The sequence below is a fragment of the Amycolatopsis sp. NPDC051373 genome (genome assembly GCF_040689465.1).
GTDB lineage: Bacteria > Actinomycetota > Actinomycetes > Mycobacteriales > Pseudonocardiaceae > Amycolatopsis.
In genome coordinates, this window is sequence record NZ_JBFBAE010000001.1 from 15125 (window position 1) to 35990 (window position 20866).

Here is a 20866-nt window from a genome sequence, read left to right on the forward strand (position 1 = left end):
CGCACCACCGACATTTTCCGCCGCCCGCCACGACCTGCCAGGATGGGCGGGTGGCCCACGAATCCGAACAGGTCTGGAGCGCCACCGTCGACCGCCTGCGCGCGATGATCGACAGTGGCGAGCTCCCGCCGGGCTCGAGGCTGCCCGCGGAACGCGCCCTGTGCGAGCAGCTGGGCATCAGCCGCGGGTCGCTGCGGCAGGCGCTACGGGTGCTGGACTCGATCGGCTACGTCCAGATCCGCGCGGGCTCCGGCACCTACGTCCGCGAGCAGACCGAAGCGCCGCTGAGCAGCTGGTTCTCCGAGCACGAACAGCTGGTGGAGAAGCTGTTCGACCTGCGCGCGACGGTCGAGCCCACCCTCGCCGAGCGGCTCGCCGGCAACCACTCGCCGCGGACGATCCAGAAGCTCGAGGACAACGTCGCCGAGATGGAAGCCGCGGCCGCCGAGGGCGACATGCTGCGCGTCATCGCGACGGACGCCGAGTTCCACCGCGTCATGGCGGGCAACGCCGGCAACGACGACGTCGCCGACCTCCTGCGTTCCGTCCTGGCCCTGGTGGGCGAGGAGCGCCGGGCAGCGCTGCGGCTGCCGGGCCAGATCCGCAAGGCGGTGGACGAGCACCGGGCGATCCTGTCGGCTTTGAAGGCCTCCGACGGACCTGCCGCACGGGAGATCACGCTGAAGCATTTGTTGGATGCGAAGTCTTATGCTCACAATTACGCGGCGGGCAACGACTCTGCGATGTAGCCGATTCGGGGCCGGCTGAAGTACATCGGGGAACTCCGAGCACGCTGGGCTTGGGCTGTTGTTTGAGCTTCTGCGCGCATCGCCGGGATCCTGTGCGTTGGCATTCCTTCGCCGCTGCCTCGGATCTGCACGGGCGGCGCCCGGTGTCAACCGCTCGTGGAGGGGGTCAGAACCTCAAGTTCCCACAACGCCGTCGAGATTCGGTGGAAGCATCCCTAAAACCAAGACCTCACAACACATGCGCCAGAACGAGGTCCGCGACCTCCGCGACCGGAACCGTCGTCACGACCTCAAGGGTCGCCGACGCGCGTAGCAGAGGTTCCACAGTTTCCAGATACCCCAACGTCTCCGCGAGTTCTGCCGGGTCCTTCCCGTATGAGTTCGACGTGCGCGTAGCCAGCCGCGCCGCGAGCACATCCCCAGCGGCGCTCAACAGCACCACATGAGAGAAGAACCGACGGAACCGCACCTGGTTCCGCACCGTTCCCGAAACGAACAGCGTCACAGACGAAGCCAGCAACTCCGCCATGACGTCCTCACGCCACAACCGTTCCCCGTCAACCACCTCGGTATACGAGCCGTAGTCGGTGTCAACGGTCGGGAACCCGCGGGCACCCAGCTCGGCCAACAGGGCGCTCTTGCCCACCCCCGACATGCCCGTGACGAGCACCCGCACTAGTGCGGTTCCAGGATCCGGTCCACGAACCGCCGCACCTTGTCCTCCATGCGCGCCACGCGTTCGTCCAGGGTCAGAGTCTCCACGGGCTGCGGGACGGCCGGCTTGAGCTCCCCGCGGACGTACGCGCTGCAAAACAGGTTGGCGCAGACGTACGTGCCCAGGGTGTTGCCCTCGCGGCCGGACTTGCCGGCGCGGCGACCGGTGAAGAGGGTGATGTCGGACGTGGCGTGGGTGGTGGAGCAGAAGGCGCACATGTTGCTGCGCAAGCGCGACGTAGCGGGGGGCGCGGCGCGCAGGGACAGCCCCACGACGCCGCCGTCGTGGGGCACCACGAGGTACGCACGGCCGGGGGCCTTCGGGTCGCGCCAGCCGAGGAAGTCGCGCGTGGCCCAGGCGACGTCGGCGGGGAGGGTGACGGACTTGGCCTCGCCGCGGGAGCAGTTCACGAAGGAGGCGCGGATCGCGTCGGCGTCGAGGGGTTGCATGGGCAGCACGGTAGCGACGCGGCCGCGAGCGCTGCCACGCCTTTTCTCGCCGAGCCGGACGCGAGCGCCAGCCCGTACGATCGGCGGCGTGCGCAAGCGAACGGCGGGGCGGTTCCGGCTGGTTCTGCGCACGAGTCTGGGCTTCGCCGCGCTCGGCATCGGGTCGAGTGTCGCCGGGTCGGCCGTCGTCGCGTTGCTGTTGTTCCTGCAGGGGCTGCCCGGCGACGTCGGCGACCGCGGGTGGATCCTCGGCCTGACGGCGGGCGGGATCGTGGCGGTGAGCCTGCTCGTGGGCACGCTCTGGACCGCCTACCTGCAGCGACGCACCGTGGTGTGGTTCACGATCGGCCGCCCGCCGACCGAGGACGAGGCCAAGCGCGCGCTGCGGCTGCCCGTGGACATGGCCGTGGTCAGCGGCACGCTGTGGCTCATCGGCACCATCGCGCTCGGCACGCTGGCCGGCGCGCTCGGCTCGTTCGAGGACGCGTCCGGCATGGCGCTGACGATCGGCCTCGGCGGGCTGACCACCGTCGGCCTGATGTACCTCGCCGCGGAGTGGGTGGCGCGGCCGGTGATGACGATCGCCCTCGACGTGACGCCGCCCCACGGCTCGCTCCCGGTGACCGTGCTGACCAGGCTGATCGTCACGTGGGCGCTGGCCAGCGGCGTGCCGCTCGTCGGCGTGCTGCTGGTCGCGACGCCGCCCGACGTCAGCCGGGCCAACCCGACGGCGAGCCTGATCACGCTGTCCGTGATCGGCCTCACCACGGGCGCCATCGGCACCGCGCTGCTGGCCCGCGCCGTCGCCGCGCCGCTGCACCGCCTGCGCGTGGCTCTGGACCGGATCGCGCGCGGGACCACCGACGTGTCCGTGGACGTCGACGACTCCAGCGAGATCGGCATGCTCCAGACCTCCGTGAACGAGCTCGCCGCCGGTCTGCGCGAGCAGGAGCGGATGCGGGACCTGTTCGGCCGGCACGTCGGCACGGACGTCGCGCGGCACGCCCTCGAATACGGCGCCTCGCTGTCCGGCGACGTGCGCGAGGTGACGGCGCTGTTCGTGGACGTCGTCGACTCCACGGCGCTCGCGTCGCGCACGCCGCCGGAGGAGCTCGTGGCCAAGCTGAACCGCTTCTTCGCCAGCGTGGTCTCGGCCGTCGACGCGCGCGGCGGCCTGGTCAACAAGTTCCAGGGCGACGCGGCCCTGTGCATCTTCGGCGCGCCCACGCGCCTGTCCGACGCCCCGACCATGGCGCTGGCCGCCGCCCGCGCGATCCGCGACGCCGTGGTGGCCGACGGCGAGCTCGACCTGGGCATCGGCGTCGCGTGCGGGCAGGTGTTCGCGGGCCAGCTGGGCACGTCGAGCCGGCTGGAGTACACCGTGATCGGCGACGCCGTGAACGAAGCCGCGCGGCTGACGGAGCACGCGAAGTCCGTGCCGTCACGCATCCTGGCCAGCGAGGGCGCCGTGAAGGCCGCGCTCGGCGGCGAGCGCGAGTTGTGGCAGCCGCACGGCTCACTCCTGCTGCGCGGCCGCCAGCAAGCGACTGAGGCTTGGACGAACTAGGGCCTGGACGAACTAGCCCAGCTCAGGCCAGGTCAGCAACGTCGAACCCCAGGTCAGCCCCGCCCCGAACGCGGTCAGCAGCACCCGGTGACCCGGCACCAAGGTCCCGTCGTCCACGGCGTCCGCCAAAGCGAGCGGGATCGAGGCGGCGCTGGTGTTGCCGACGCGGTCGATGTTCGCCACCACGGCGTCCGCGGGCAGCCCGAGGTGTTTCGCCGTCGCCTGGAGGATGCGGATGTTCGCCTGGTGGCCCACGAACCGGTCGACGTCGCCGACCATCCAGCCGGCCTGCTCCAGCACGGCCCGCGACGATTCCGCCATGCGCGCGCACGCGTGGCGGAACACCGCCGTGCCCTGCATGACGAGGTGGTGGTCACGCGGGTCCTCGGAGAACCGGTGCTTCGAGCCGCCCGCCTCGACCCACAGCAGGTCGGCCAGCTCGCCCTCGCTGTGGAGGTCGAACGGGCCGATCGCGCCCGGCTCGTTCGAGTCGCCGGCGCGCAGGACGACCGCGCCCGCGCCGTCGCCGAAGATGGGCACGGTGGTGCGGTCCGTCGGGTCCACCAGTGAGGTGAAGACGTCGGCGCCGATCACCAGCACGCGCTTGGCGATGCCGCCGGCGATGAAGCCCTGCGCGGTGGCCAGGGCGTAGACGAAGCCGCTGCACACGGCGTTCACGTCGAACGCGGCGACCGTGCCGAGCCCGAGCCGCGCGGCCACCTGGGGCGCGCTGGCGGGGCAGAGCTGGTCGGCGGTGGAGGTGGCGAGCACCACTGCGTCGACAGAGCTGTCGCCGAGCGCTTCGCGGCCGGCGGCGACGGCGAGATCCACTGTGGACTCACCGGGCGCGGCCATGCGGCGCTCACGGATGCCGGTGCGAGTGCGGATCCACTCGTCGGAGGTGTCGAGTGTCTGCGCGATCTCCTCGTTGGTCACAACCCGTTCGGGCAGCGCGCGGCCGAGCGCGGTCACGACAGCGGTACGACCAGGTGGGAACCCGACAGGACTCACAGCTATTACCTCCCCGGCCGGTGGACGGCGGTTCCACCGGCTCGCTCCACTTCTATGGGCTACCCCTGGGTAGACCGGTCAGTTGTGGTGCACGTCACTAATCCTCCTCTTTCACGTTCGCTCGATAGGAGGTATTGGGCGAACCCGGTCTTGATCAGTGGGTGAGCCTCGGTAAAGACGAGGCGTCGAGTCGGTGCACCCGGTTAGCCTGAAGCGTGCTCACTCCCGACCTCGACCGGCTGGACCTCGCCATCCTCGCCTGCCTGCAGGCCGACTCGCGCACGATCGCAGAGGTCATCGGCGCGAAGGTGGGTCTCTCGGCCGCCGCCGTGCAGCGCCGCATCAAGCGCCTGCGCGAGACGGGCGTGATCGAGAAGGAGGTCGCCGTGCTGTCCCCCGGCGCCCTCGGGCTGTCGATGACGTTCGTCGTCATGGTGGAGATGGAGCGGGAGAATCTGGCCGTGCTGGACGCGTTCCGCCGGCAGGTGCTGGGCGACGACTGCGTGCAGCAGTGTTACTACGTCACGGGCACGGCGGATTTCGTGTTGATCGTGACCTGTCCCGACATGGCGGGGTTCGAGGCGTTCACGCGGCGGATGTTCTTCGACAACCCCAACGTCCGGCACTTCACCACGAGCGTGGCCATGGACCGGGTGAAGGTGGGGCTCACGCTTCCACTGGACTGAACCCCCACGGAAAGCCCCGGAAAAGCCACGGTCTACTTCGGACCGTGACACATCCGTGACGGTGCACGAAAGTCCCCCACCCCCTGCCCTCCCGGGTGACGGATGGTCAACGGTCGAACGCAAGGGGTATGTGGTCCGTGTTACGCCACAGAGGACGGATGCAGCCGATCGCGTGAATGGCGGGAAAACGGCGTCACGAGAGCCGAAGCTGATCATCTCCTTGCCGACCAGTTCGCAGGGCGCGAACCACCGGAGGAAACCCCAGGAGCAGCCGTGCACACCGACGCCGTACACCAGACCCAGTTCGTGTTGCTGAACGAGAGCACCACGCCGGTGCTGTCCCGCCTGTCCTACCACTGCGCGGAGCCGTTCGCGGTCACCGTGGCGTTCCGGACCGAGCGCGGCCGGTGGATCGAGTGGACGTTCGCACGTGACCTGCTCGTGACCGGGCTCGAGGAGCCGTCCGGGCTGGGCGACGTGCGCATCCGCCCCGACCTGTCCGAGGACCCGGCGATGCTCACGCTGGAAATCGAGTCACCCGACGGGTACGCGTCGTTCGAGCTGGAGCGCGAGGACGTCGAGACGTTCCTGGAGTCCTCCTACGAACTGGTTCCGCTCGGCACCGAGAGCGAGAGCTTCGACATCGACGGGTTGATCGAGGAGATCAGCAACGTCTGACCCCCCAGACTGCCGATCCCGCGGCGGCATAAGGGAGAAGGGCGGCTCGAGTGCTCTGGAGGCACTCGATCCGCCCTTCTTCTGTTCGCGGGAAATCAGCCGCGCACGAGCGTCGTGCCGGTTGCCGAGAGGGCGTTGGCGATCGGGTAGAAGTAGGTGTTCACGGTGTCACCGCCGGAAAGCAGGCCCTGCGCCTGGTTGCCCGAGATGAACGAGCCGCCCGAGTCGCCGTGGTCGGAGCGGGCGTTGGTGAGCACCATGCCGCTGACGGTGCCTTCGGGGTAGCGCACGGTCTGGTTCTTGGCGCGGATCGTGCCGCAGGTCCAGCCCGTGGTGGAGCCCGACTTGCAGACGGACGCGCCCACAGCCGCGGCCGTCGAGCCGGCCACGCGGGTGCCGTTGTTGATCTGGCCGACCGGGGTCCAGTTGCTGTTCACCCGTGCGTACGCGTAGTCGCTGCCAGGGAAGCGGTAGCTGGAAAACGAACCCATGGACACGCGGTTGTAGCCGGTCAGCGGGCCCGCACCGGTGAGCGCGGCGCAGTGGCCGGCCGTGAGGAACCCACCGTTCACGGAGAAGCCGACGGAGCAGCGCGACGAACCGCCGATGTAGTACGCGTCACCCCCGAGCACGTTGTAGTGCAGCTGCGGCTTGGCGGTGGTCTCCGTGACCTCCAGCGAGGAAGTGTCCACACCGGACTGGCGGGCGAACTTCTCCGCCGCCGCCCGCTGTCCCTTGAGGACGGTGATCGTCACGCGGTTCGACGCCGCGTCCACGCCCCACGCCGTGACCGACTGCGGCGCCGTCTTCTCACCCGCGTTGAGCTTGGCCACGCTGGAGTCGAGCTGACGCTCGCTGAAGCGCACGACCTGCGCCTCCGCGCCCGCCGCGCGCACCTTCTCCACGAGTGAAGCGTCGGTCACGCCGACGCGCGCCTTGCCCGTGGCCGCGTCGTAGCTCGCACCGCCGAAGCTGTCGCCGAGCGCGGTTTCCAGCGCCTGGCCCACCTTCGTGGCGGAGTCCTCGGCGGCGAGCCGCGCGATGGCCTGGTCGTGGGTGAGACCGAGGTCGCGCTGCATCGCCGGCACCATGTCGGGGTTCAACAAGGTGGCACCCGCGACCGGGCTCGTGACCGCGGCCATCGTGCCCGCCGTCGCGGCGGCGACGGCGGCGATACCGAGGAATCTGATGATCTTCATGCTTCTCCCTCGTGATTACGCGCGGCACCGGTCCGGCCACGCGGCGCATCCCTTCCCCCGGGATGAGAGCGTGCAGCGTGGTCCAGTCCACTGCAATAAGGGCTCGGCGCGGATAGGTATACGCAATCCCCTTGGCCGAACGCCCTGCTCCAAGCGCCGTATCGGCACCATTTTCTCTCGCGGCACCGTCCATAAGTAGGGATTCCGGCAACTACTTTGCGTAGCTCTTTCAACGGCCGGAACGTGGTATGCGCCTCTGGAGCGAGGAGATGCCCGAAGTTTCGTACACATGGTGATCCTGGGCCGAAGATCCGTCTGCCAACCGGTGACGCTGTGTACGCAGACGTGTGAGCCGGGTGCCGAGACGCAGGTCGTCAGCTGGTTTACGAGTGGCCGAACGCTGCTTAGGCTCCCGACGAAACGGACAAGCGTGCAGGGAGGTCGACATGTGGCAGGCCGTCTCCCGTCCGACGTCGGTCACCGTGCGCACCGGGCCGACGGCTTTCGCGGGCCGGGACGAGGAGCTCGCCGCGATGGCCGAGGTACTCACCCACCGACCGGCCGCCGTGCTCGTGGAGGGTGAACCGGGGATGGGCCGCTCGCGCCTGCTGGCCGAGCTGGCCCGACGGCCCGAGTTCGCCGATGGCCGCGTGCTGCGTGGGATTTGCCAGCCGTTGCGCGAGCCGTTCCCGTACGGGCCGGTGCTGGAGGCGTTGCACGCGGCGGGCGAGCGTCCGCTGGGACCGTTGAGCCCCGTGGCCGGCGTGTTGCGGCCGCTGCTGCCGGAGCTGGCCGACCGGCTGCCGCCGACAACCGAGCCACTGGACGACCCGGGCGCGCAGCGGCACCGCGTGTTCCGCGCCGTGCGGGAGCTGTTCGTCGCTTGTGGACCGACGATCCTGCTGGTCGACGACCTGCAGTGGGCCGACGAGGGCACGTGTGACCTGATGCGGTTCCTCGCCGCCGACCTGCCGCCCGAGCTGGCCGTGGTGGCCGCTTACCGCACGGGCGCCCAGCCGTGGCCGGGGCCGTTGGGTGCGCCGGTGCGGGCGGCGCCGAGTGTCCACACCGCACGCGTCACGCTCGGGCCGCTCGACGTCGCGGCGGTGCGGGCGATGGCCGTGCACGTGCTCGAGGTGCCGCGCGTGAGTGACGAGTTCGCGACGAAGCTGCACGAGTGCACGGGTGGGATCCCGTTCGTGGTCGAGGAAACGTTGCGGGCCGTGCGGAACGTGCCGTTGCCGGCGGGTGAGGGACTGTCGGATCGACTGCTGGAGAACCTGGAGGTGCCGGCGCCGTTGCGGGAGTCCGTGACGGAGCGGCTGGCCGTGTTGCCCGCGGAGGCGGCGCAGCTCACGCGGGCCGCGGCGGTGCTGGCGGTGCCCGCGGAGCCGGCGACGCTGGCCGAGGTGGCGGGGCTCGGTGAGGAGTCGCTGCGCTCGGCGCTGCTGGCCGCGTTGGCCGGGGGTTTGGTGGCTGAGCTGGGTGAAAACCGGTACGGCTTCCGGCATCCACTGGCGCGCAAGGCCGTCTACGACACCGTGAGCGGCCCGGAGCGGACGTTGCTGCACACGGAATCGATGCGGGCGCTGGGCGCGTTGCCTTCGCCGCCTTCGTTGTTGCTGGCGCAGCACGCGTATGCGGCGGGGCGCACGGAGAAATGGCTCCGTTACGCGGAGGCGGCGGCCGACGAGGCCATCGTCCACGGCGAGACCTCGCGCGCGATCGACCTGCTCCAGGCCGTGCTGCCGGCTTCGGACGATGTCGGACGGCTCGCCACGAAGCTGAGTCAGGTGGCGCTACGCGGTTTTCGCCCGGACGTGATCGAGACGCTGGAACGCGTGCTGGAGGACCGGCCGCTGCCGCCGACCGTGCGGGGGACGATCCGGCTGTCGCTCGGCATGCTGCTGGTGCGCACGATCGGACGACTGGAACGCGGGCGCGAGGAGGTGGAGCGTGCCGTCGCCGAGCTCGTGGACCGGCCGGAGCTGGCCGCGCGCGGCATCAACCTGCTGGCGCAACCCATCGACGGGCTCACTCCCCTTTCGTGGCACGAAGGCTGGATGCGACGGGCGCGGGAAGTCCATTCCGGACTGACGGACCCGGAATTGCGGCTGGCGCTGACCGTCGACCGGATCATCAACGCTTCGCACATCGGCGACGGCTCGGCGTGGACGGAGTTCGAGGCGCTGCCGGACGTCGGCGACAGCGTGGCCGAGCGCGTGCAGCTCGCGCGGCTGTGGTGCAACCTGGCCGACGCGCAGTCGTGGGCCGGACACCTCGACCGGGCCACGCAGCTCGTCGAGGAGGGCGCGCGGCGCGCTTCAGACGCGGGGGCGTTGTACGCGATCGGCCTGATCCAGGGCACACACGCGCGGCTGGCGTGGTTCCGCGGCGAGTGGGACGGGCTCGCGGAGACGGCGGAGGACGTGCGCTCGCGGTACCCGGAGCTGGGGCCGATCGTGATGGAGACTTCGCTGGTGCTCGGCGGTTTGGCGGCGGTTCGGGGCGAATTCGCCGCGGCTGCTGAACATTTGGCACGTGCTTCGGTCCCCGCTGACGGCCCGATCCCCGTGGCGCTTTCGGCCACGTCGGTACGGATCGGGATCCTGCTGGCGGGTGACGATGTGACGGGTGCTTGCGCCGTCGCCGACGTCGCCGTGGACGCGGCGCGACGCAAGGGCGTCTGGGTGTGGGCGGCGTCGCTGGTGCCGGCGGCGGCCGAGGCGTTCGCGCGTGCGGGCCGCTGGTCGGACGCCGACGCGTTCGTCGAGGAGTTCGCGCGCGGCATCACCGGCCGCGACGCGCCCCTGGCCGTGGCCGCGTTGTCCGCGGGCCGCGCGGTGTTGACGGGCGCCCGCGGCAAACACCTGGCCGCGGCCGCGGGCTTCGACGCGGCGGCCGCCGCGTACGCACGCCTGCCGATGCCGTACCTGGCAACGTCGATGGTCGAGCGCGCCGCCTGCCTGCGCCTGCTGGCGGGCCAACGCCCGGCCGTCGACGCGCTGTCCGCCGCGGCTCGCGCCTACGAACGCCTCGGCGCCACGCGCGACGCCGGCCGCTGCCACCACCTGCTCCGCGAGCACGGCGCGTGGGCCCCTTCGCAACGCGGCCGCCGCGGCTACGGCCGCGAGCTGTCCCCGCGCGAACGCGAGGTCGCCCGCATGCTCGCCGAGGGCCGCACGAACCGCGAGATCGCCGACGGGCTGTTCTTGTCGCCGCGCACGGTGGAACAACACGTGGCGAAGGTGCTGCGCAAGCTGGGGGCACGGGGACGGGCGGACGTCGGCCGCCACCTCCCGTCGGGAGACGCGGCGGTTTCGTGACAGGGTGCAGGGATGGCACCCATCGAACTGGCCCTCGGCGACCTCACCGAACAACACGTCGACGCCATCGTCAACGCCGCCAACTCCTCCCTCCTCGGCGGCGGCGGAGTCGACGGCGCCATCCACCGCAAGGGCGGCCCGGAGATCCTGGCCGAGTGCCGGGCACTACGCGCCGGCCACTACGGGAAGGGGCTCCGGACGGGCCAGGCCGTGGCCACCACGGCGGGCCGGCTGCCGGCTCGCTGGGTGGTGCACACGGTGGGGCCGGTGTGGTCTTCTTCGGAAGACCGGTCTTCGCTCCTGGTGGACTGCCACCGCAACTCACTTGCGGTGGCTGCCTCGCTCGGCGCCCGGACCGTGGCGTTCCCGGCGATCTCGACGGGTGTGTACCGATGGCCGATTGAGGACGCGGCGCGGATCGCGGTGTCGACGGTTCGGGATGCGGATACGTCGGCGTTCGATTTCGTGCGGTTTGTGTTGTTCGATCAGCGGGCGTATGACGCGTTCGCGGCGGTGTTGTAGCAGCGTGCGCGCAACCGCCCTACCGTGACGCACGTGGACTCAGGTGAAGCCGGCGCCCTGCCGGCGTGGCGGAGGGTGACCGCTGGGGAGACGCGGTGGCCGGCTGCCGGGGTGGTGGTGGGGACGCTCGCGTTGCAGTTGGCGTTGCCGGACCGGGTGGTGTTGAGGCCGTGGTGGCTGTTGCCCGCGGTGTCGGTGCTGTTGCTCGTCGCGTTGTTGTTGATCAACCCCGGCCGGATGGGCGAGTTCAGCAGAGTCGAACGGATCGTGTCGTTGGTGCTGCTGGCCGTGGTGAGCGCGACCACGGCGGCGTCGGCGGTGCGGCTGGTGCTGGGGATCGTGCAGGGGCCGTTCAGTGGGCACGCGCCGCAGGTGCTCGTAAGTGGCGCGATCGTCTACTGGACGAACATCGTCGTCTTCTCACTCTGGTACTGGGAGTTCGACCGCGGCGGGCCGGCGCGGCGGGCGAAGGGGCGGGCGGAGTTCCCCGACCTGCAGTTCCCCCAGATGGACAGCCCCGAGCTCACCAGCGAGGACTGGGAACCGCGCTACGCCGACTACCTGTACCTCTCGTTCACCAACTCCACGGCCTTCAGCCCCACCGACGTCATGCCGCTGCGGATCTGGGCGAAGCTGACGATGATGGTGCAGGCCGCGGTGTCGTTGTTGCTCGCCGTCATGGTGTTCGCGTGGGCGGTCGGGGCGTTGCAGGGATAAGCACTCGCGCGGCTCAGACCCGAGGGGGTATACACCGAGCATGCCCAGACCTGAACCCCCGTACTACGCGGTGATCTTCACGTCCCGCCGCACCGAAAGCGACAACGGCTACGCCGAGCGAGCCGCCCGGATGTCGGCGCTCGCGGCGGAGCAGGACGGCTACCTGGGAGAGGAGTCGGCACGGGACGAAGCTCTCGGCATCACCGTGTCGTACTGGCGGGACGAGGAAGCCATCGCCGGCTGGCGCAAGAACCTCGAACACACCGAGAGTCGCCGACGGGGCCGGGCGGAGTGGTACGAGGAGTTCGAAGTGCGGGTGGCGCGCGTCGAGCGGTCGTACGGCTTCACGCGCTGAAGCCGGTCCGCGGAGCCGGAGCCCCGCGGACCGAAACTTCAGTGGCGCGTCATCGTGAAGCTCTGGCCGTCCGAGCCGATGGCGCCCGGGCTGAAGGTGCCGGAGCCGCGGTCGTCCGCGTCGAGGCCTTCGGGGCTGGTCGACGCGAGGCTCTGCCCGTTGAACTTCACGCCGGTGAACGAGATCCCGCCCGAGATCGTCGGGTACGAGTCCGTCGGCGACTCGATGATCGCCTCGGCCGAGGAGTGCTTGGAGGTCAGCGACTTGCTGATCGTCTTCGACCAGCCCTTGGTGGTGTCGCTGATGTCCAGCTTGTAGGTGTTCGTCCCGGTGCGCGTGACCGTCGCGGAGATGTGGTCACCGGCGCTGACCGGGGCGGACGAGGACGAGTAGTACACCGGCGCCGCCGGGTACATCTCGTACCAGGCCTGGTAGACGGGGCGGCCGCTGGAGCAGTCCGTGGCCACGCCGGTCTGCTCCACAGTGGACGATCCGTCACCGTCGATGCCGACCCACGGGGCGAACAGGTCGTTGCTGGACCGGCAGGTCACCGACGGTTCCGTCCAGCTCGCGGTCGCGGTCGTGAAGCTGCCGAAGCTCACGTAGCCGCCCCAGTTGCCGCCCGAGAAGCTCTGGCCGTGGAAGGAGCCGAACGACGGCGTGCTGACCGTGGCGACGCCGGCCGCGGCCGCGATGCTCGCCGCGGCGGCCGCCGTGACGGCCAGCACCCGCGCGGTCCGTGAGGAGAGGGGGGAGTTCATGCGGATCCAATCTGATCACCGATGGGGACTCGGGGTGTTACAGGCGGTGCGCACCGGTAACAAGTGTTGGATCCGCGTGAGCAGGTGGGTAGCTACTTTCGAAGGGTCTTCACATTTCGGGAAAACTTCACCAATATGTCCCGAATCTCCCTTCTGTACGCCGAAGTCCGTGACGGCCGCCCCGGGAAGGCGAGGCGGCCGCCACGGTGCGCCCGTCCTCCGCGCGGAAGGACGGACACGGGTGGACTACCGCGCCGAGCGCGTGAGCGCGGCGTCCACGAACTGGGTGGTGTAGGTCTTCGAGAGGTCGATCTGGTCCTTCTTCGGCTTCACGTTGCTCGACGACGCGCCGAGCACGTTGAGCACGTTCTGCGCCCCGGCCGGATCCATGCGGCCGTCGGCGGTGAACATCGGCAGGCTGTCCTCCAGCGACTTCACGTACAACGCCTTGTCCCCGCCCGCGAACGACGGCGGCATCACGTCGGCGACCTGCTCCGCCGTGTGGTTCTTCAACCACCGCAAAGAATCCACGTACGCGTTGGCCAGCTTCTGCACGATGTCCGGGTAGCGCCTCACGATCTCGCAGCTCATGTAGAGCGAGCTGGCCGGGTACAGCCCACCGAGCGCGGCGCGCGTTCCCTCGACCGTGCGCATGTCGTAGAGGATCTTGGCCTGGCCGGTGTTGGTGAGCTGCGCGATCGTCGGGTCCGTGGTCATGCCCGCGTCGATGGAACCCTGCTGCATCGCGGAGATGAACGTCTGCCCGGCGCCGACCTTCACCGGCGTGTAGTCCTTGCCGTCCACACCGCCGCGGCTCGCGAGCGCCTTGGTGAGGAAGTCCGTGGACGAACCCAGCGACGTCACGCCGAGGTTCTTGCCGCGGAAGTCCTTTCCGGACCGGATCTCCGGCGCCTTGGCCGACGCGACCATCTCGGCCTCGCCCGGCACGTTCGAGAACTGCACCACGCTCGTGAGGCACTGCTCCTTGGCCTGCAGGTCGATCGTGTGGTCGTAGAACCCGACCACGGCCTGCACCTCACCGGCCAGCAACGACGTCTCCGCGTTCGCGCCCGACGGCTGGTCGAACAGCTCGACGTCGAAGCCCTGCTTCTCGTACTCGCCGAGCTGCTGGGCAAGCTGGCCCGGCAGGTAGATGACCTTGGAGATGCCGCCGATCATGATCTTCAGGTGCGGTTTGCCGCCGTTGCCGAGGTCGATGTTCCGCGAATCGCGACAGGCCGTGACGCCGGCGAGGGTGAGCAACGCGGTGGCTACCGCGAGTGTCCTTTTCAGACGCATCAGATCACCGCGCCGGCCTGGGTGATCATCTGCGGCCGCCAGCGCAGCAGCCGCGACTCGGCCGTGCCGATGCCCCATTCCGCCAGCAGCGCGACGACGGTGACGATCAGCATGCCCGCGTAGACGCCGGCGGTGTCGAAGGTGCCCTGCGCATTGGCGATCAGGAAGCCCATGCCGGCCTTCGCGCCGGTGTACTCGCCGACGACCGCGCCGATCAGCGCGAACCCGAACGCCACGTGCAGCGACGACAGGATCCACGACGTCGCGCTCGGCAGCACGATCGAGCGCAGCACGGCCCAGCGCGACGCACCCAGGATCCGCGCGTTGTCGATCAGGTTGCGGTCCACCTCACGAGCACCGGTGAAGGCGTTGAAGAACACCGCGAAGAACACGAGCACCACAACCGTCGCGACCTTCGACGACATGCCGAGGCCGAACCAGATCACGAACAACGCGGCGAGCACGATGCGCGGCAAAGCGTTGGCGGCCTTGATGAACGGCGCCAGCACGTCGGCGAGATACTGGCTGCGGCCCAGCACCACGCCGAACACCACGCCGAGGATCGCGCCGAGCACGAACCCGAGCACGGCTTCCTCCACCGTCACCAGGATCTGGTACCAGATGGAGCCGAAATCGGTGCCGGTCGTGAACCACTCCACGAGCCGTTCCCAGATCTTCGACGGCATCGAGTAGAAGAACGGGTCGATCCAGTAGCGGCCCGCGAGTTCCCAGCTGCCGAGCCACACCACGACGATCGCCAGGCGCAGCAACCAGATGTCGCGCCGGCGCGCGTTGGTCTTGAGCTTCTGGCGCGCGATGAGACTCGCTTCGTCTTCGATCCGCGGGTTCGGGTTGGACGGCGGGACGATCAGATCAAGCGACACTGGTCGCCCCCTTCTGGCGGGCCTTGTCGACCTCGCCGCGCAGCGATTCCCAGATGTCGGAGTAGATCGACCGGAACTTCTCGGTGAGGCGAAGGTCCTCGACCTTGCGCGGACGCTCCAGCGGAATCTCGAAGACGTCCTTCACCGTCGCCGGGCTCGTGGTCAGGACCACGACCTTGTCGGCGAGCGCGATGGCCTCGTCGAGGTCGTGCGTCACGAAGATCACCGCGGCACCGGACCCGGACCACAGGCGCAGCAGCTCGTCCTGCATGAGGGCGCGGGTCTGCACGTCGAGCGCGGAGAACGGCTCGTCCATTAGCAGGATCTTCGGGTCGGTGACCAGCGTCTGCGCCAGGGCGACGCGCTTGCGCATGCCGCCGGAAAGCTGGTGCGGGTAGTACTTCTCGAAGCCTTCGAGTCCAACGCGGCCGATCCAGTCACGGGCCTTTTCGCGAGCGTCCGCTTTGGACACGCCGCGGAAGCGCGGGCCGGACGCGACGTTGTCGAGCACCGAACGCCACGGCATCACGGCGTCGGTCTGGAACATGTAGCCCACACCGTCCGGAATGGACTTCACCTCGGTGCCGTTCACGCGGACACTGCCGGCCGAGGCGGGCTGCAGACCGCTGACCAGGGACAACGTGGTCGACTTGCCGCAGCCGGTGGGACCGACGACCGCGACGAACTCGCCCGGCTGCACGGTCATGGTCAGGTCGCGGACCGCGGTGTGGACGGATCCCGAGCCGCTGGGGAACCTTTTGGTCGCGTGCTCGAGTTCGATGAGGGGTGGCGCCATCGTGGTGACTCCTTCGTCACGGTGGGGACTGCGACGGAGGTTAAGAGCGCATCAAGAGCCCGGGAAGCTTGTCGACGTTCTGCGTGCGCTCTGCTCGTTCTCCACGTTTTGCTCATTTCGCGCACGGCCCTGAGCTGGGGGTATGTTGCCTCGCATGCCGAAGTGGGCGTTGTTCGAACGCATGCGGTTCACCCGCCAGGTCCTGCTGTTGCAGATCGGGGTGGTGGTGCTCGTGGTAGGTCTTGGCGTGGCGCTGGTGGCCTGGCTCCTGCGCGAGACGACCGCCGAGGCGTACGGCCAACGGGCGCTCGCGATCGCGAAATCGGTCGCTGTGGACCCGGATGTGATCCAAGCGGCCGCTGCCCGAAATCAAGGCGGACCGCTGGAACAATTGGTGCTGAACACCACCCATGCCAACGAAGCCCTGTTCGTGGTGATCACCGACGACCACGGGATCCGGCTAGCCCATCCGACACCGGACCTGATCGGGCAAAAGGTCAGTACCCCGGCCGATGAGGCATTGGCCGGCAACGACGTGGTCAGCGCGGTCCAGCTTGGCAGACTCGGCGTGTCGGTGCGGAGCAAGACGCCGATCTGGCAGGACTCGCGAGTAGTCGGCGAGGTGAGCGTCGGCTTTGACGTGAGCGAGCTGACCAGCGACTTCAACCGGCTACTTCTCCTGACGCTGGCGTTCGCCGGTTTCGCATTGCTGCTCGGCGCCGGCGCGTCGGCGCTGCTCAACCGCCGGCTCCGCCGCGTCACCCACGGCCTCGAACCGCACGAGCTGACCGAGGTGCTCTACGAACGCGAAGCCGTGCTGCACGGGATCGGCGAGGGGATGCTGGCCGTCGACGGGTCACGGCGGGTGTCCGTGCGCAACGACGAAGCCGAGCGGCTGCTCGGAATCGACCTGCCGGTGGGGGCCACTTTGGACGAGCTGGACCTGTCACCGCGGGTGCGCAAGGCCGTGGCCGACGGTCAGCCCGTGGACAATCTCCTTGCAGTCGCGGGAAACCGCGTGCTGGTGATGAACTCGCGCGCAGTGCAGCGAGAGGACCGCGCGCTCGGCACCGTGCTGACGTTCCGCGACCGCACCGACCTCGACACGCTCAGCCGAGAGCTGGACGGCATCCGCTCGCTGTCCGACGGCCTGCGCGCGCAGCGGCACGAGTTCGCGAACCGGCTGCACACGTTGTCGGGGCTGTTGCAGCTCGGGCACCACGCCGAGGCGGAGGAGTACCTGCAGACGCTGACCGAGACGACGGCGGCGCGCTCGGCGCCGCTGGGTGGAGACGCGGTGCGCGACCCGTACCTGCAGGCGTTGCTGGTGGCGAAATCCGAGCAGGGGCTGGAAAAGGGCGTGGAACTGAAGCTGGCGGACGACTCGTTCGTGCGCGGTTCGGTGACCGATCCCGTCGCGACGGGGACCGTGATCGGCAACCTCGTGGACAACGCACTGCACGCGGCGCGCATGGGCCCGCGCCGGCCGGCGACGGTGGAGGTCGGGCTGTTCGCGGAGGGCTCGACGCTGCACATGTCCGTTGTGGACAGTGGGCTCGGCGTGCCGGAGCCGTTGCGTGACAAACTGTTCGACGAAGGCGTCTCGACGAAACTCACGCCCGGCCACGGGCTGGGGCTCGCCCTCGCGCGGCAGGCGGCCCGCGCTCGCGGCGGGGACGTCTGGCTCGCCGACGCCGGCGGCGAGGCGGCCGGCGCGCTGTTCGTCGCGAAACTGCCTGATCTGCTCGTGGAGGCTCTTTCATGATCCGCACGCTCATCGTCGACGACGACTTCCGCGTGGCGGGCGTCCACGCGGGGTTCGTGGCGGAGGTGCCGGGCTTCACCGTCGCGGGCATCGCGCACACCGCAGCGGAGGCGCGCGCCCGCGTGCGCGAGCTGACGCCGGACCTCGTGCTGCTCGACATCTACCTGCCCGACGAGCCCGGCCTCTCCGTGCTGCCGGACCTCGCGACGGACACGATCGTCCTCTCCGCCGCGACCGACGCGGCGTCCATCACCGCCGCCATCCGCGCCGGCGCCCTGAACTACCTGATCAAGCCCTTCACGACCCGCCAGCTGGCCCAGCGGCTCACCGCGTACGCCCGCTTCCGGACCCAGGTGACCACCGACCGCCCGTTCACCCAGGACGACGTCGACCGCGCCTACCGCGCACTGCACGACCAGGACCGCGCGACCACCCCGAAGGGCCAGTCCACCGCGACGGCCCGGCTCGTGTCGGAGCGGCTGCGCACGTCGGGCGCCCCACTGTCGGCGGCGGAGGTCGCCGGCGAGCTGGGCATGGCGCGCGCCACGGCCCAGCGCTACCTCACCGCCCTGGCCGACTCGGGCGCGGTGGAAATGCGCCTCCGCTACGGGGCGACCGGACGCCCGGAACACGAGTACGTCTGGATCGGCTGACCCTGGCCGGGCTGGGGCTTCGGGTCACGCGCCGAGCTGGACTGAACCGCTGGTCAGCGGTCCAACCGCGCCTTGCTCCGGAGCCGGGGTTCGGAACCGGACTCGCGGCAATCGTCCGCCGACAATGGCACAGGCCTGCCGTCAGCGCGGGGCCTCGACGCGCGGGCACGCCGTGTCGCGCGAAGCAGGCCGGCCGCCGGTCAGCGATTGCGCGCCGAGCGTCTTGGTTGGCTGAACCGCTGGTCAGCGACGCGACATCCGGTCCGCCAAGTCGATCCACGGCTGCCACTGCGACATGTACTCGCCGAACTGCGTGGCGGCCGGTGACTTGGCCGGGGTGGACTTCGTGTCGGAGCGGAGGTCGTCGTCGTCCGGGGTGGAGGTGGGGCGGTGGTCGGAACCGCCGGCGGAGGTGCGGGGGGTGGTGGGGCGACTGGGGACGTGCTGTTTCGCGGGTGTGGCGGCCTTGTGGTCGGGGACCGGGACGTACACGGTCACCGGGGCGGCCGGGGGCGCGGCGGGGGCGGCAGGCGTCGAGGCGCGAGCCGGAAGCGGAGCGGCCGGGGCGACGAGCTCGTGCTGGTCGGCCGGCACGGCGACGTCGTCGGTGGTGGTGCGGCCGGTGAAGGAGCCCGAGAAGAGGCCGCCGGCGAACCAGCCGAGGGCGAGCAGGGCCAGGGCGGCGGTGCCGGCGACCCAGCCCCGCGTGCGGCGGCGGGCGACGACGCGCGGGCGCGGCGCGAGAGGCGCGAGCACGGTGGCGCTGGCCCCGTCTCCGGCGATGGGCAGGAGCGCGGGCACCACGGGGATCGGCTGGGTGTCCTCCGGACTGCGGCGCCCGCGCGGCACGCTCGCCGCGAGGATGCCCGTGCGGTCGAGCAGCTCATCGGCGGGCGAAGTGGCGCGTCGCTCGGCGGTGCGCAGCATGGAAGGTACCTCCGGGGTACGGGCACTCGGATGGACGTCAGCATTCTGGTGCATTTCCGACGGGTTTGTCAGAAAGGCAACTCCATTGGGTGACGGTGACTTTCCGGGGCAACCGAACTCCCGCACGTCGGACGGGATTCAGTTCTTCCCCATCCGTTTGAAGCCGAGCCGCGCCATAGTCGCGAGCGGCCGCTGATACGCCGACCCGAGCACGCGCGGGATGGCGTCGATGACGTACGCGTCGGGTCCGATGAGGATCCTGGCGGACCGCCGTTCCACCCCGCGGATGATCGTTTCGGCGGCTTTCTTCGGTGTGGTCAGGGCAATTTTCTCGAAGCCCGCGGCCGCGGCCTCCTGGTCGCCGTCGTTGCCGCCGCGCGCGTGGCGGGCGATGTTGGTCTTGATGCCGCCCGGGTGCACGCAGCTCACGGCCACCGGATGACGCGCCGCGAGCATTTCTTCACGCAACGCCTCGGTGAATCCGCGAACGGCGAACTTGGCCGCGTTGTAAGCACTCTGAGTGGGCACTCCGACGAATCCGAACACGCTCGAAATGTTCACGAGGTGTCCATCGCCGGAGCCGACGAGGTGCGGCAGGAACGCCTTGGTGCCGTTCACGACGCCACCGAGGTTGATCCCCATGAGCCAGTCGTAGTCCTCGAACGTCATGTCCTCCACCGTGGCGCCCAGCGCGACGCCGGCGTTGTTGACCACGACGTTGACCCGGCCGAACGCATTGGCCACCTCGTCCGCGTGTGCCAGCACGGCGGCGCGGTCGGAGACGTCGAGCGAGTAGCCCCGCACGTCCGCACCCTGCGCCTTCGCCGCCTCGACCGTGCCCTCGAGGCCCTCGGCGTCCACATCGGACAGTGCCAGCCGCGCGCCGCGCAGGCCCAGCCCAAGCGCGAGTGCGCGGCCGATGCCCGAACCCGCTCCGGTGATGACCGCGACCTTGTCGGTGAACTCCTTCATCGCCGCTCCCCCTCGTCCGGTGCTCCAGGTTTTGGATACTAGTGGCGGAAGCGATCTTCGGGAGGATGGATGCGACGGGCACGGGTGGTGCTCGCGCTGGGCGCGGTGGTGGTGCTCGGCGCGACGGGGACCGTCGTGGCCGTCACCGGACACCGTGCGTCACCAGCGCAAACGCCCGCACGGCCCGACAACGCGGCCGTCGGCGCGCTGTTCCTCAACGGCTCCCACTACTGCACCGCGAGCGTCGTCCACAGCGACCGCGGCGACGAGCTGCTCACCGCCGCCCACTGCCTTCACGACGGCGCGGGCGGCACGTACCTCACCGGCGTCACCTTCGCGCCCGGCTTCCACGACGGCGTGGCTCCGTTCGGCTTCTGGGACGTCGGCGACGAGCTCGTGGCGCGGGGCTGGGCCGACGACTCCGACCCGAACCTCGACGTCGGCTTCGCCACCGCCCACCAGACCGGCGCGAGAGGACCGCTCGAGACCGTGACGGGCGCGAACCGCCTCGGCGCGAACGGTCCGTTCGCGCGATCCGTGACGGTCACCGGCTACCCCGACGGCTCCGATGTCCCCACCGTCTGCAGCACGACGACCTCGAAGGAGGACACCTTCCAGCTGCGCGTGGACTGCTCCGGCTTCGCCACCGGCACCAGCGGCGGCCCGTTCGTGGCCGACGCCGACCCGCGCACGAAGCTCGGCACCGTCATCGGTGTGGTCGGCGGCTTCGAGACCGGCGGCGACACCGACGACGTGTCGTACAACAGCTACTTCGACGACGACGTCACCGCGTTGTACCGACAAGCCACCTCGCGCCCGTGAGCGCCGATGGCGG

Annotated in this window: 21 protein-coding genes; 11 read left to right on the top strand and 10 right to left on the bottom strand. The window is 69.9% G+C overall.

Translation table 11 applies throughout. From position 1 onward, the window contains the following. Positions 1-50: 50 nt before the first annotated feature. Complete coding sequence (locus AB0383_RS00105; protein WP_366184112.1) at positions 51-749, top strand: FCD domain-containing protein; 699 nt, start codon at positions 51-53, stop codon at positions 747-749. Positions 750-978: 229 nt separating this feature from the next. Here AB0383_RS00105 and AB0383_RS00110 read toward each other — a convergent pair whose 3' ends face one another. Continuing rightward, positions 979-1419: an AAA family ATPase gene (locus AB0383_RS00110; RefSeq protein WP_366184114.1), complete on the bottom strand. Its 441-nt coding sequence runs from the start codon at positions 1417-1419 to the stop codon at positions 979-981. 5 nt (positions 1420-1424) lie between these two features. Continuing rightward, positions 1425-1913: an FBP domain-containing protein gene (locus tag AB0383_RS00115; protein WP_366184116.1), complete on the bottom strand. Its 489-nt coding sequence runs from the start codon at positions 1911-1913 to the stop codon at positions 1425-1427. An 88-nt stretch (positions 1914-2001) separates the two neighbouring features. Between AB0383_RS00115 and AB0383_RS00120 the strand changes: the two genes are divergently transcribed. Then, complete coding sequence (locus tag AB0383_RS00120; RefSeq protein ID WP_364173569.1) at positions 2002-3480, top strand: adenylate/guanylate cyclase domain-containing protein; 1479 nt, start codon at positions 2002-2004, stop codon at positions 3478-3480. A gap of 12 nt (positions 3481-3492) precedes the next feature. On the opposite strand, the gene AB0383_RS00125 is transcribed toward AB0383_RS00120, so the two are convergent. Beyond that, complete coding sequence (locus tag AB0383_RS00125) at positions 3493-4452, bottom strand: beta-ketoacyl-ACP synthase III (RefSeq protein ID WP_366184118.1); 960 nt, start codon at positions 4450-4452, stop codon at positions 3493-3495. Positions 4453-4706: 254 nt separating this feature from the next. Here AB0383_RS00125 and AB0383_RS00130 point away from each other — a divergent pair, with 254 nt between their 5' ends. Both AB0383_RS00130 and AB0383_RS00135 read left to right on the top strand, forming a co-directional pair. Continuing rightward, positions 4707-5177 carry an Lrp/AsnC family transcriptional regulator gene (locus AB0383_RS00130; protein WP_220245668.1) on the top strand — a complete coding sequence of 157 codons (471 nt, stop codon included), beginning with the start codon at positions 4707-4709 and terminating at the stop codon, positions 5175-5177. A gap of 273 nt (positions 5178-5450) precedes the next feature. Further along, a complete protein-coding gene (locus AB0383_RS00135; RefSeq protein WP_366184121.1) occupies positions 5451-5855 on the top strand; it encodes an SsgA family sporulation/cell division regulator in 405 nt (134 codons plus the stop codon). 95 nt (positions 5856-5950) lie between these two features. On the opposite strand, the gene AB0383_RS00140 is transcribed toward AB0383_RS00135, so the two are convergent. After that, positions 5951-7054 (bottom strand): S1 family peptidase, encoded by a 1104-nt coding sequence (locus tag AB0383_RS00140; RefSeq protein WP_366184123.1) that lies wholly within the window; start codon positions 7052-7054, stop codon positions 5951-5953. A 446-nt stretch (positions 7055-7500) separates the two neighbouring features. On the opposite strand from AB0383_RS00140, the gene AB0383_RS00145 reads away from it, so the two are divergent. From AB0383_RS00145 to AB0383_RS00160, 4 genes are read left to right on the top strand one after another with little or no spacing between them, the layout of a single operon-like run. Continuing rightward, positions 7501-10380 (top strand): AAA family ATPase, encoded by a 2880-nt coding sequence (locus AB0383_RS00145; protein ID WP_366184125.1) that lies wholly within the window; start codon positions 7501-7503, stop codon positions 10378-10380. A gap of 12 nt (positions 10381-10392) precedes the next feature. Further along, complete coding sequence (locus tag AB0383_RS00150) at positions 10393-10902, top strand: O-acetyl-ADP-ribose deacetylase (protein WP_366184127.1); 510 nt, start codon at positions 10393-10395, stop codon at positions 10900-10902. Between the two features lie 57 nt (positions 10903-10959). Further along, positions 10960-11619, top strand: coding sequence for a hypothetical protein (locus tag AB0383_RS00155; RefSeq protein ID WP_366184858.1), 660 nt, complete (start codon positions 10960-10962; stop codon positions 11617-11619). Between the two features lie 40 nt (positions 11620-11659). Beyond that, the gene (locus AB0383_RS00160; RefSeq protein WP_364173583.1) at positions 11660-11974 is read left to right on the top strand and encodes an antibiotic biosynthesis monooxygenase; all 315 of its coding nucleotides are present in this window, start codon (positions 11660-11662) and stop codon (positions 11972-11974) included. Between the two features lie 38 nt (positions 11975-12012). Here AB0383_RS00160 and AB0383_RS00165 read toward each other — a convergent pair whose 3' ends face one another. From AB0383_RS00165 to AB0383_RS00180, 4 genes are all read right to left on the bottom strand, one after another. Continuing rightward, positions 12013-12735, bottom strand: a complete 723-nt coding sequence (locus AB0383_RS00165; RefSeq protein WP_364173585.1) for a G1 family glutamic endopeptidase — start codon at positions 12733-12735, stop codon at positions 12013-12015. A gap of 246 nt (positions 12736-12981) precedes the next feature. Continuing rightward, on the bottom strand, positions 12982-14034 hold the full coding sequence (locus tag AB0383_RS00170) for an ABC transporter substrate-binding protein (RefSeq protein WP_366184130.1): 1053 nt from the start codon (positions 14032-14034) through the stop codon (positions 12982-12984). Continuing rightward, entirely contained in the window at positions 14034-14918 is an 885-nt protein-coding gene (locus AB0383_RS00175; protein WP_366184132.1) for an ABC transporter permease, read from the bottom strand. The genes AB0383_RS00170 and AB0383_RS00175 overlap by 1 nt, the downstream gene beginning before the upstream one ends. Beyond that, positions 14908-15714: an ABC transporter ATP-binding protein gene (locus AB0383_RS00180; protein ID WP_366184134.1), complete on the bottom strand. Its 807-nt coding sequence runs from the start codon at positions 15712-15714 to the stop codon at positions 14908-14910. Before AB0383_RS00180 ends, AB0383_RS00175 begins: the two co-directional genes overlap by 11 nt. A gap of 181 nt (positions 15715-15895) precedes the next feature. Between AB0383_RS00180 and AB0383_RS00185 the strand changes: the two genes are divergently transcribed. Both AB0383_RS00185 and AB0383_RS00190 read left to right on the top strand, forming a co-directional pair. Then, positions 15896-17479 (top strand): sensor histidine kinase, encoded by a 1584-nt coding sequence (locus AB0383_RS00185; RefSeq protein WP_366184860.1) that lies wholly within the window; start codon positions 15896-15898, stop codon positions 17477-17479. After that, complete coding sequence (locus AB0383_RS00190; RefSeq protein WP_366184136.1) at positions 17476-18132, top strand: response regulator; 657 nt, start codon at positions 17476-17478, stop codon at positions 18130-18132. The genes AB0383_RS00185 and AB0383_RS00190 overlap by 4 nt, the downstream gene beginning before the upstream one ends. Positions 18133-18375: 243 nt before the next feature. On the opposite strand, the gene AB0383_RS00195 is transcribed toward AB0383_RS00190, so the two are convergent. Both AB0383_RS00195 and AB0383_RS00200 read right to left on the bottom strand, forming a co-directional pair. Further along, on the bottom strand, positions 18376-19059 hold the full coding sequence (locus tag AB0383_RS00195; protein ID WP_366184138.1) for a hypothetical protein: 684 nt from the start codon (positions 19057-19059) through the stop codon (positions 18376-18378). A 138-nt stretch (positions 19060-19197) separates the two neighbouring features. Beyond that, entirely contained in the window at positions 19198-20031 is an 834-nt protein-coding gene (locus AB0383_RS00200) for an SDR family NAD(P)-dependent oxidoreductase (protein WP_366184140.1), read from the bottom strand. A gap of 69 nt (positions 20032-20100) precedes the next feature. Here AB0383_RS00200 and AB0383_RS00205 point away from each other — a divergent pair, with 69 nt between their 5' ends. Further along, positions 20101-20853, top strand: coding sequence for a serine protease (locus tag AB0383_RS00205; protein WP_366184142.1), 753 nt, complete (start codon positions 20101-20103; stop codon positions 20851-20853). Positions 20854-20866: the final 13 nt, after the last annotated feature.

What these genes read in the sequence shown, in the direction of transcription:
- AB0383_RS00150 (WP_366184127.1), top strand. Translation starts at nt 10,393, where the DNA reads ATGGCACCCATCGAACTGGCCCTCGGCGACCTCACCGAACAACACGTC.
- AB0383_RS00190 (WP_366184136.1), top strand. Translation starts at nt 17,476, where the DNA reads ATGATCCGCACGCTCATCGTCGACGACGACTTCCGCGTGGCGGGCGTC.
- AB0383_RS00200 (WP_366184140.1), bottom strand. Translation starts at nt 20,031, where the DNA reads ATGAAGGAGTTCACCGACAAGGTCGCGGTCATCACCGGAGCGGGTTCG.
- AB0383_RS00170 (WP_366184130.1), bottom strand. Translation starts at nt 14,034, where the DNA reads ATGCGTCTGAAAAGGACACTCGCGGTAGCCACCGCGTTGCTCACCCTC.
- AB0383_RS00140 (WP_366184123.1), bottom strand. Translation starts at nt 7,054, where the DNA reads ATGAAGATCATCAGATTCCTCGGTATCGCCGCCGTCGCCGCCGCGACG.
- AB0383_RS00180 (WP_366184134.1), bottom strand. Translation starts at nt 15,714, where the DNA reads ATGGCGCCACCCCTCATCGAACTCGAGCACGCGACCAAAAGGTTCCCC.
- AB0383_RS00145 (WP_366184125.1), top strand. Translation starts at nt 7,501, where the DNA reads ATGTGGCAGGCCGTCTCCCGTCCGACGTCGGTCACCGTGCGCACCGGG.
- AB0383_RS00165 (WP_364173585.1), bottom strand. Translation starts at nt 12,735, where the DNA reads ATGAACTCCCCCCTCTCCTCACGGACCGCGCGGGTGCTGGCCGTCACG.
- AB0383_RS00195 (WP_366184138.1), bottom strand. Translation starts at nt 19,059, where the DNA reads ATGCTGCGCACCGCCGAGCGACGCGCCACTTCGCCCGCCGATGAGCTG.
- AB0383_RS00205 (WP_366184142.1), top strand. Translation starts at nt 20,101, where the DNA reads ATGCGACGGGCACGGGTGGTGCTCGCGCTGGGCGCGGTGGTGGTGCTC.
- AB0383_RS00185 (WP_366184860.1), top strand. Translation starts at nt 15,896, where the DNA reads ATGCGGTTCACCCGCCAGGTCCTGCTGTTGCAGATCGGGGTGGTGGTG.
- AB0383_RS00115 (WP_366184116.1), bottom strand. Translation starts at nt 1,913, where the DNA reads ATGCAACCCCTCGACGCCGACGCGATCCGCGCCTCCTTCGTGAACTGC.
- AB0383_RS00160 (WP_364173583.1), top strand. Translation starts at nt 11,660, where the DNA reads ATGCCCAGACCTGAACCCCCGTACTACGCGGTGATCTTCACGTCCCGC.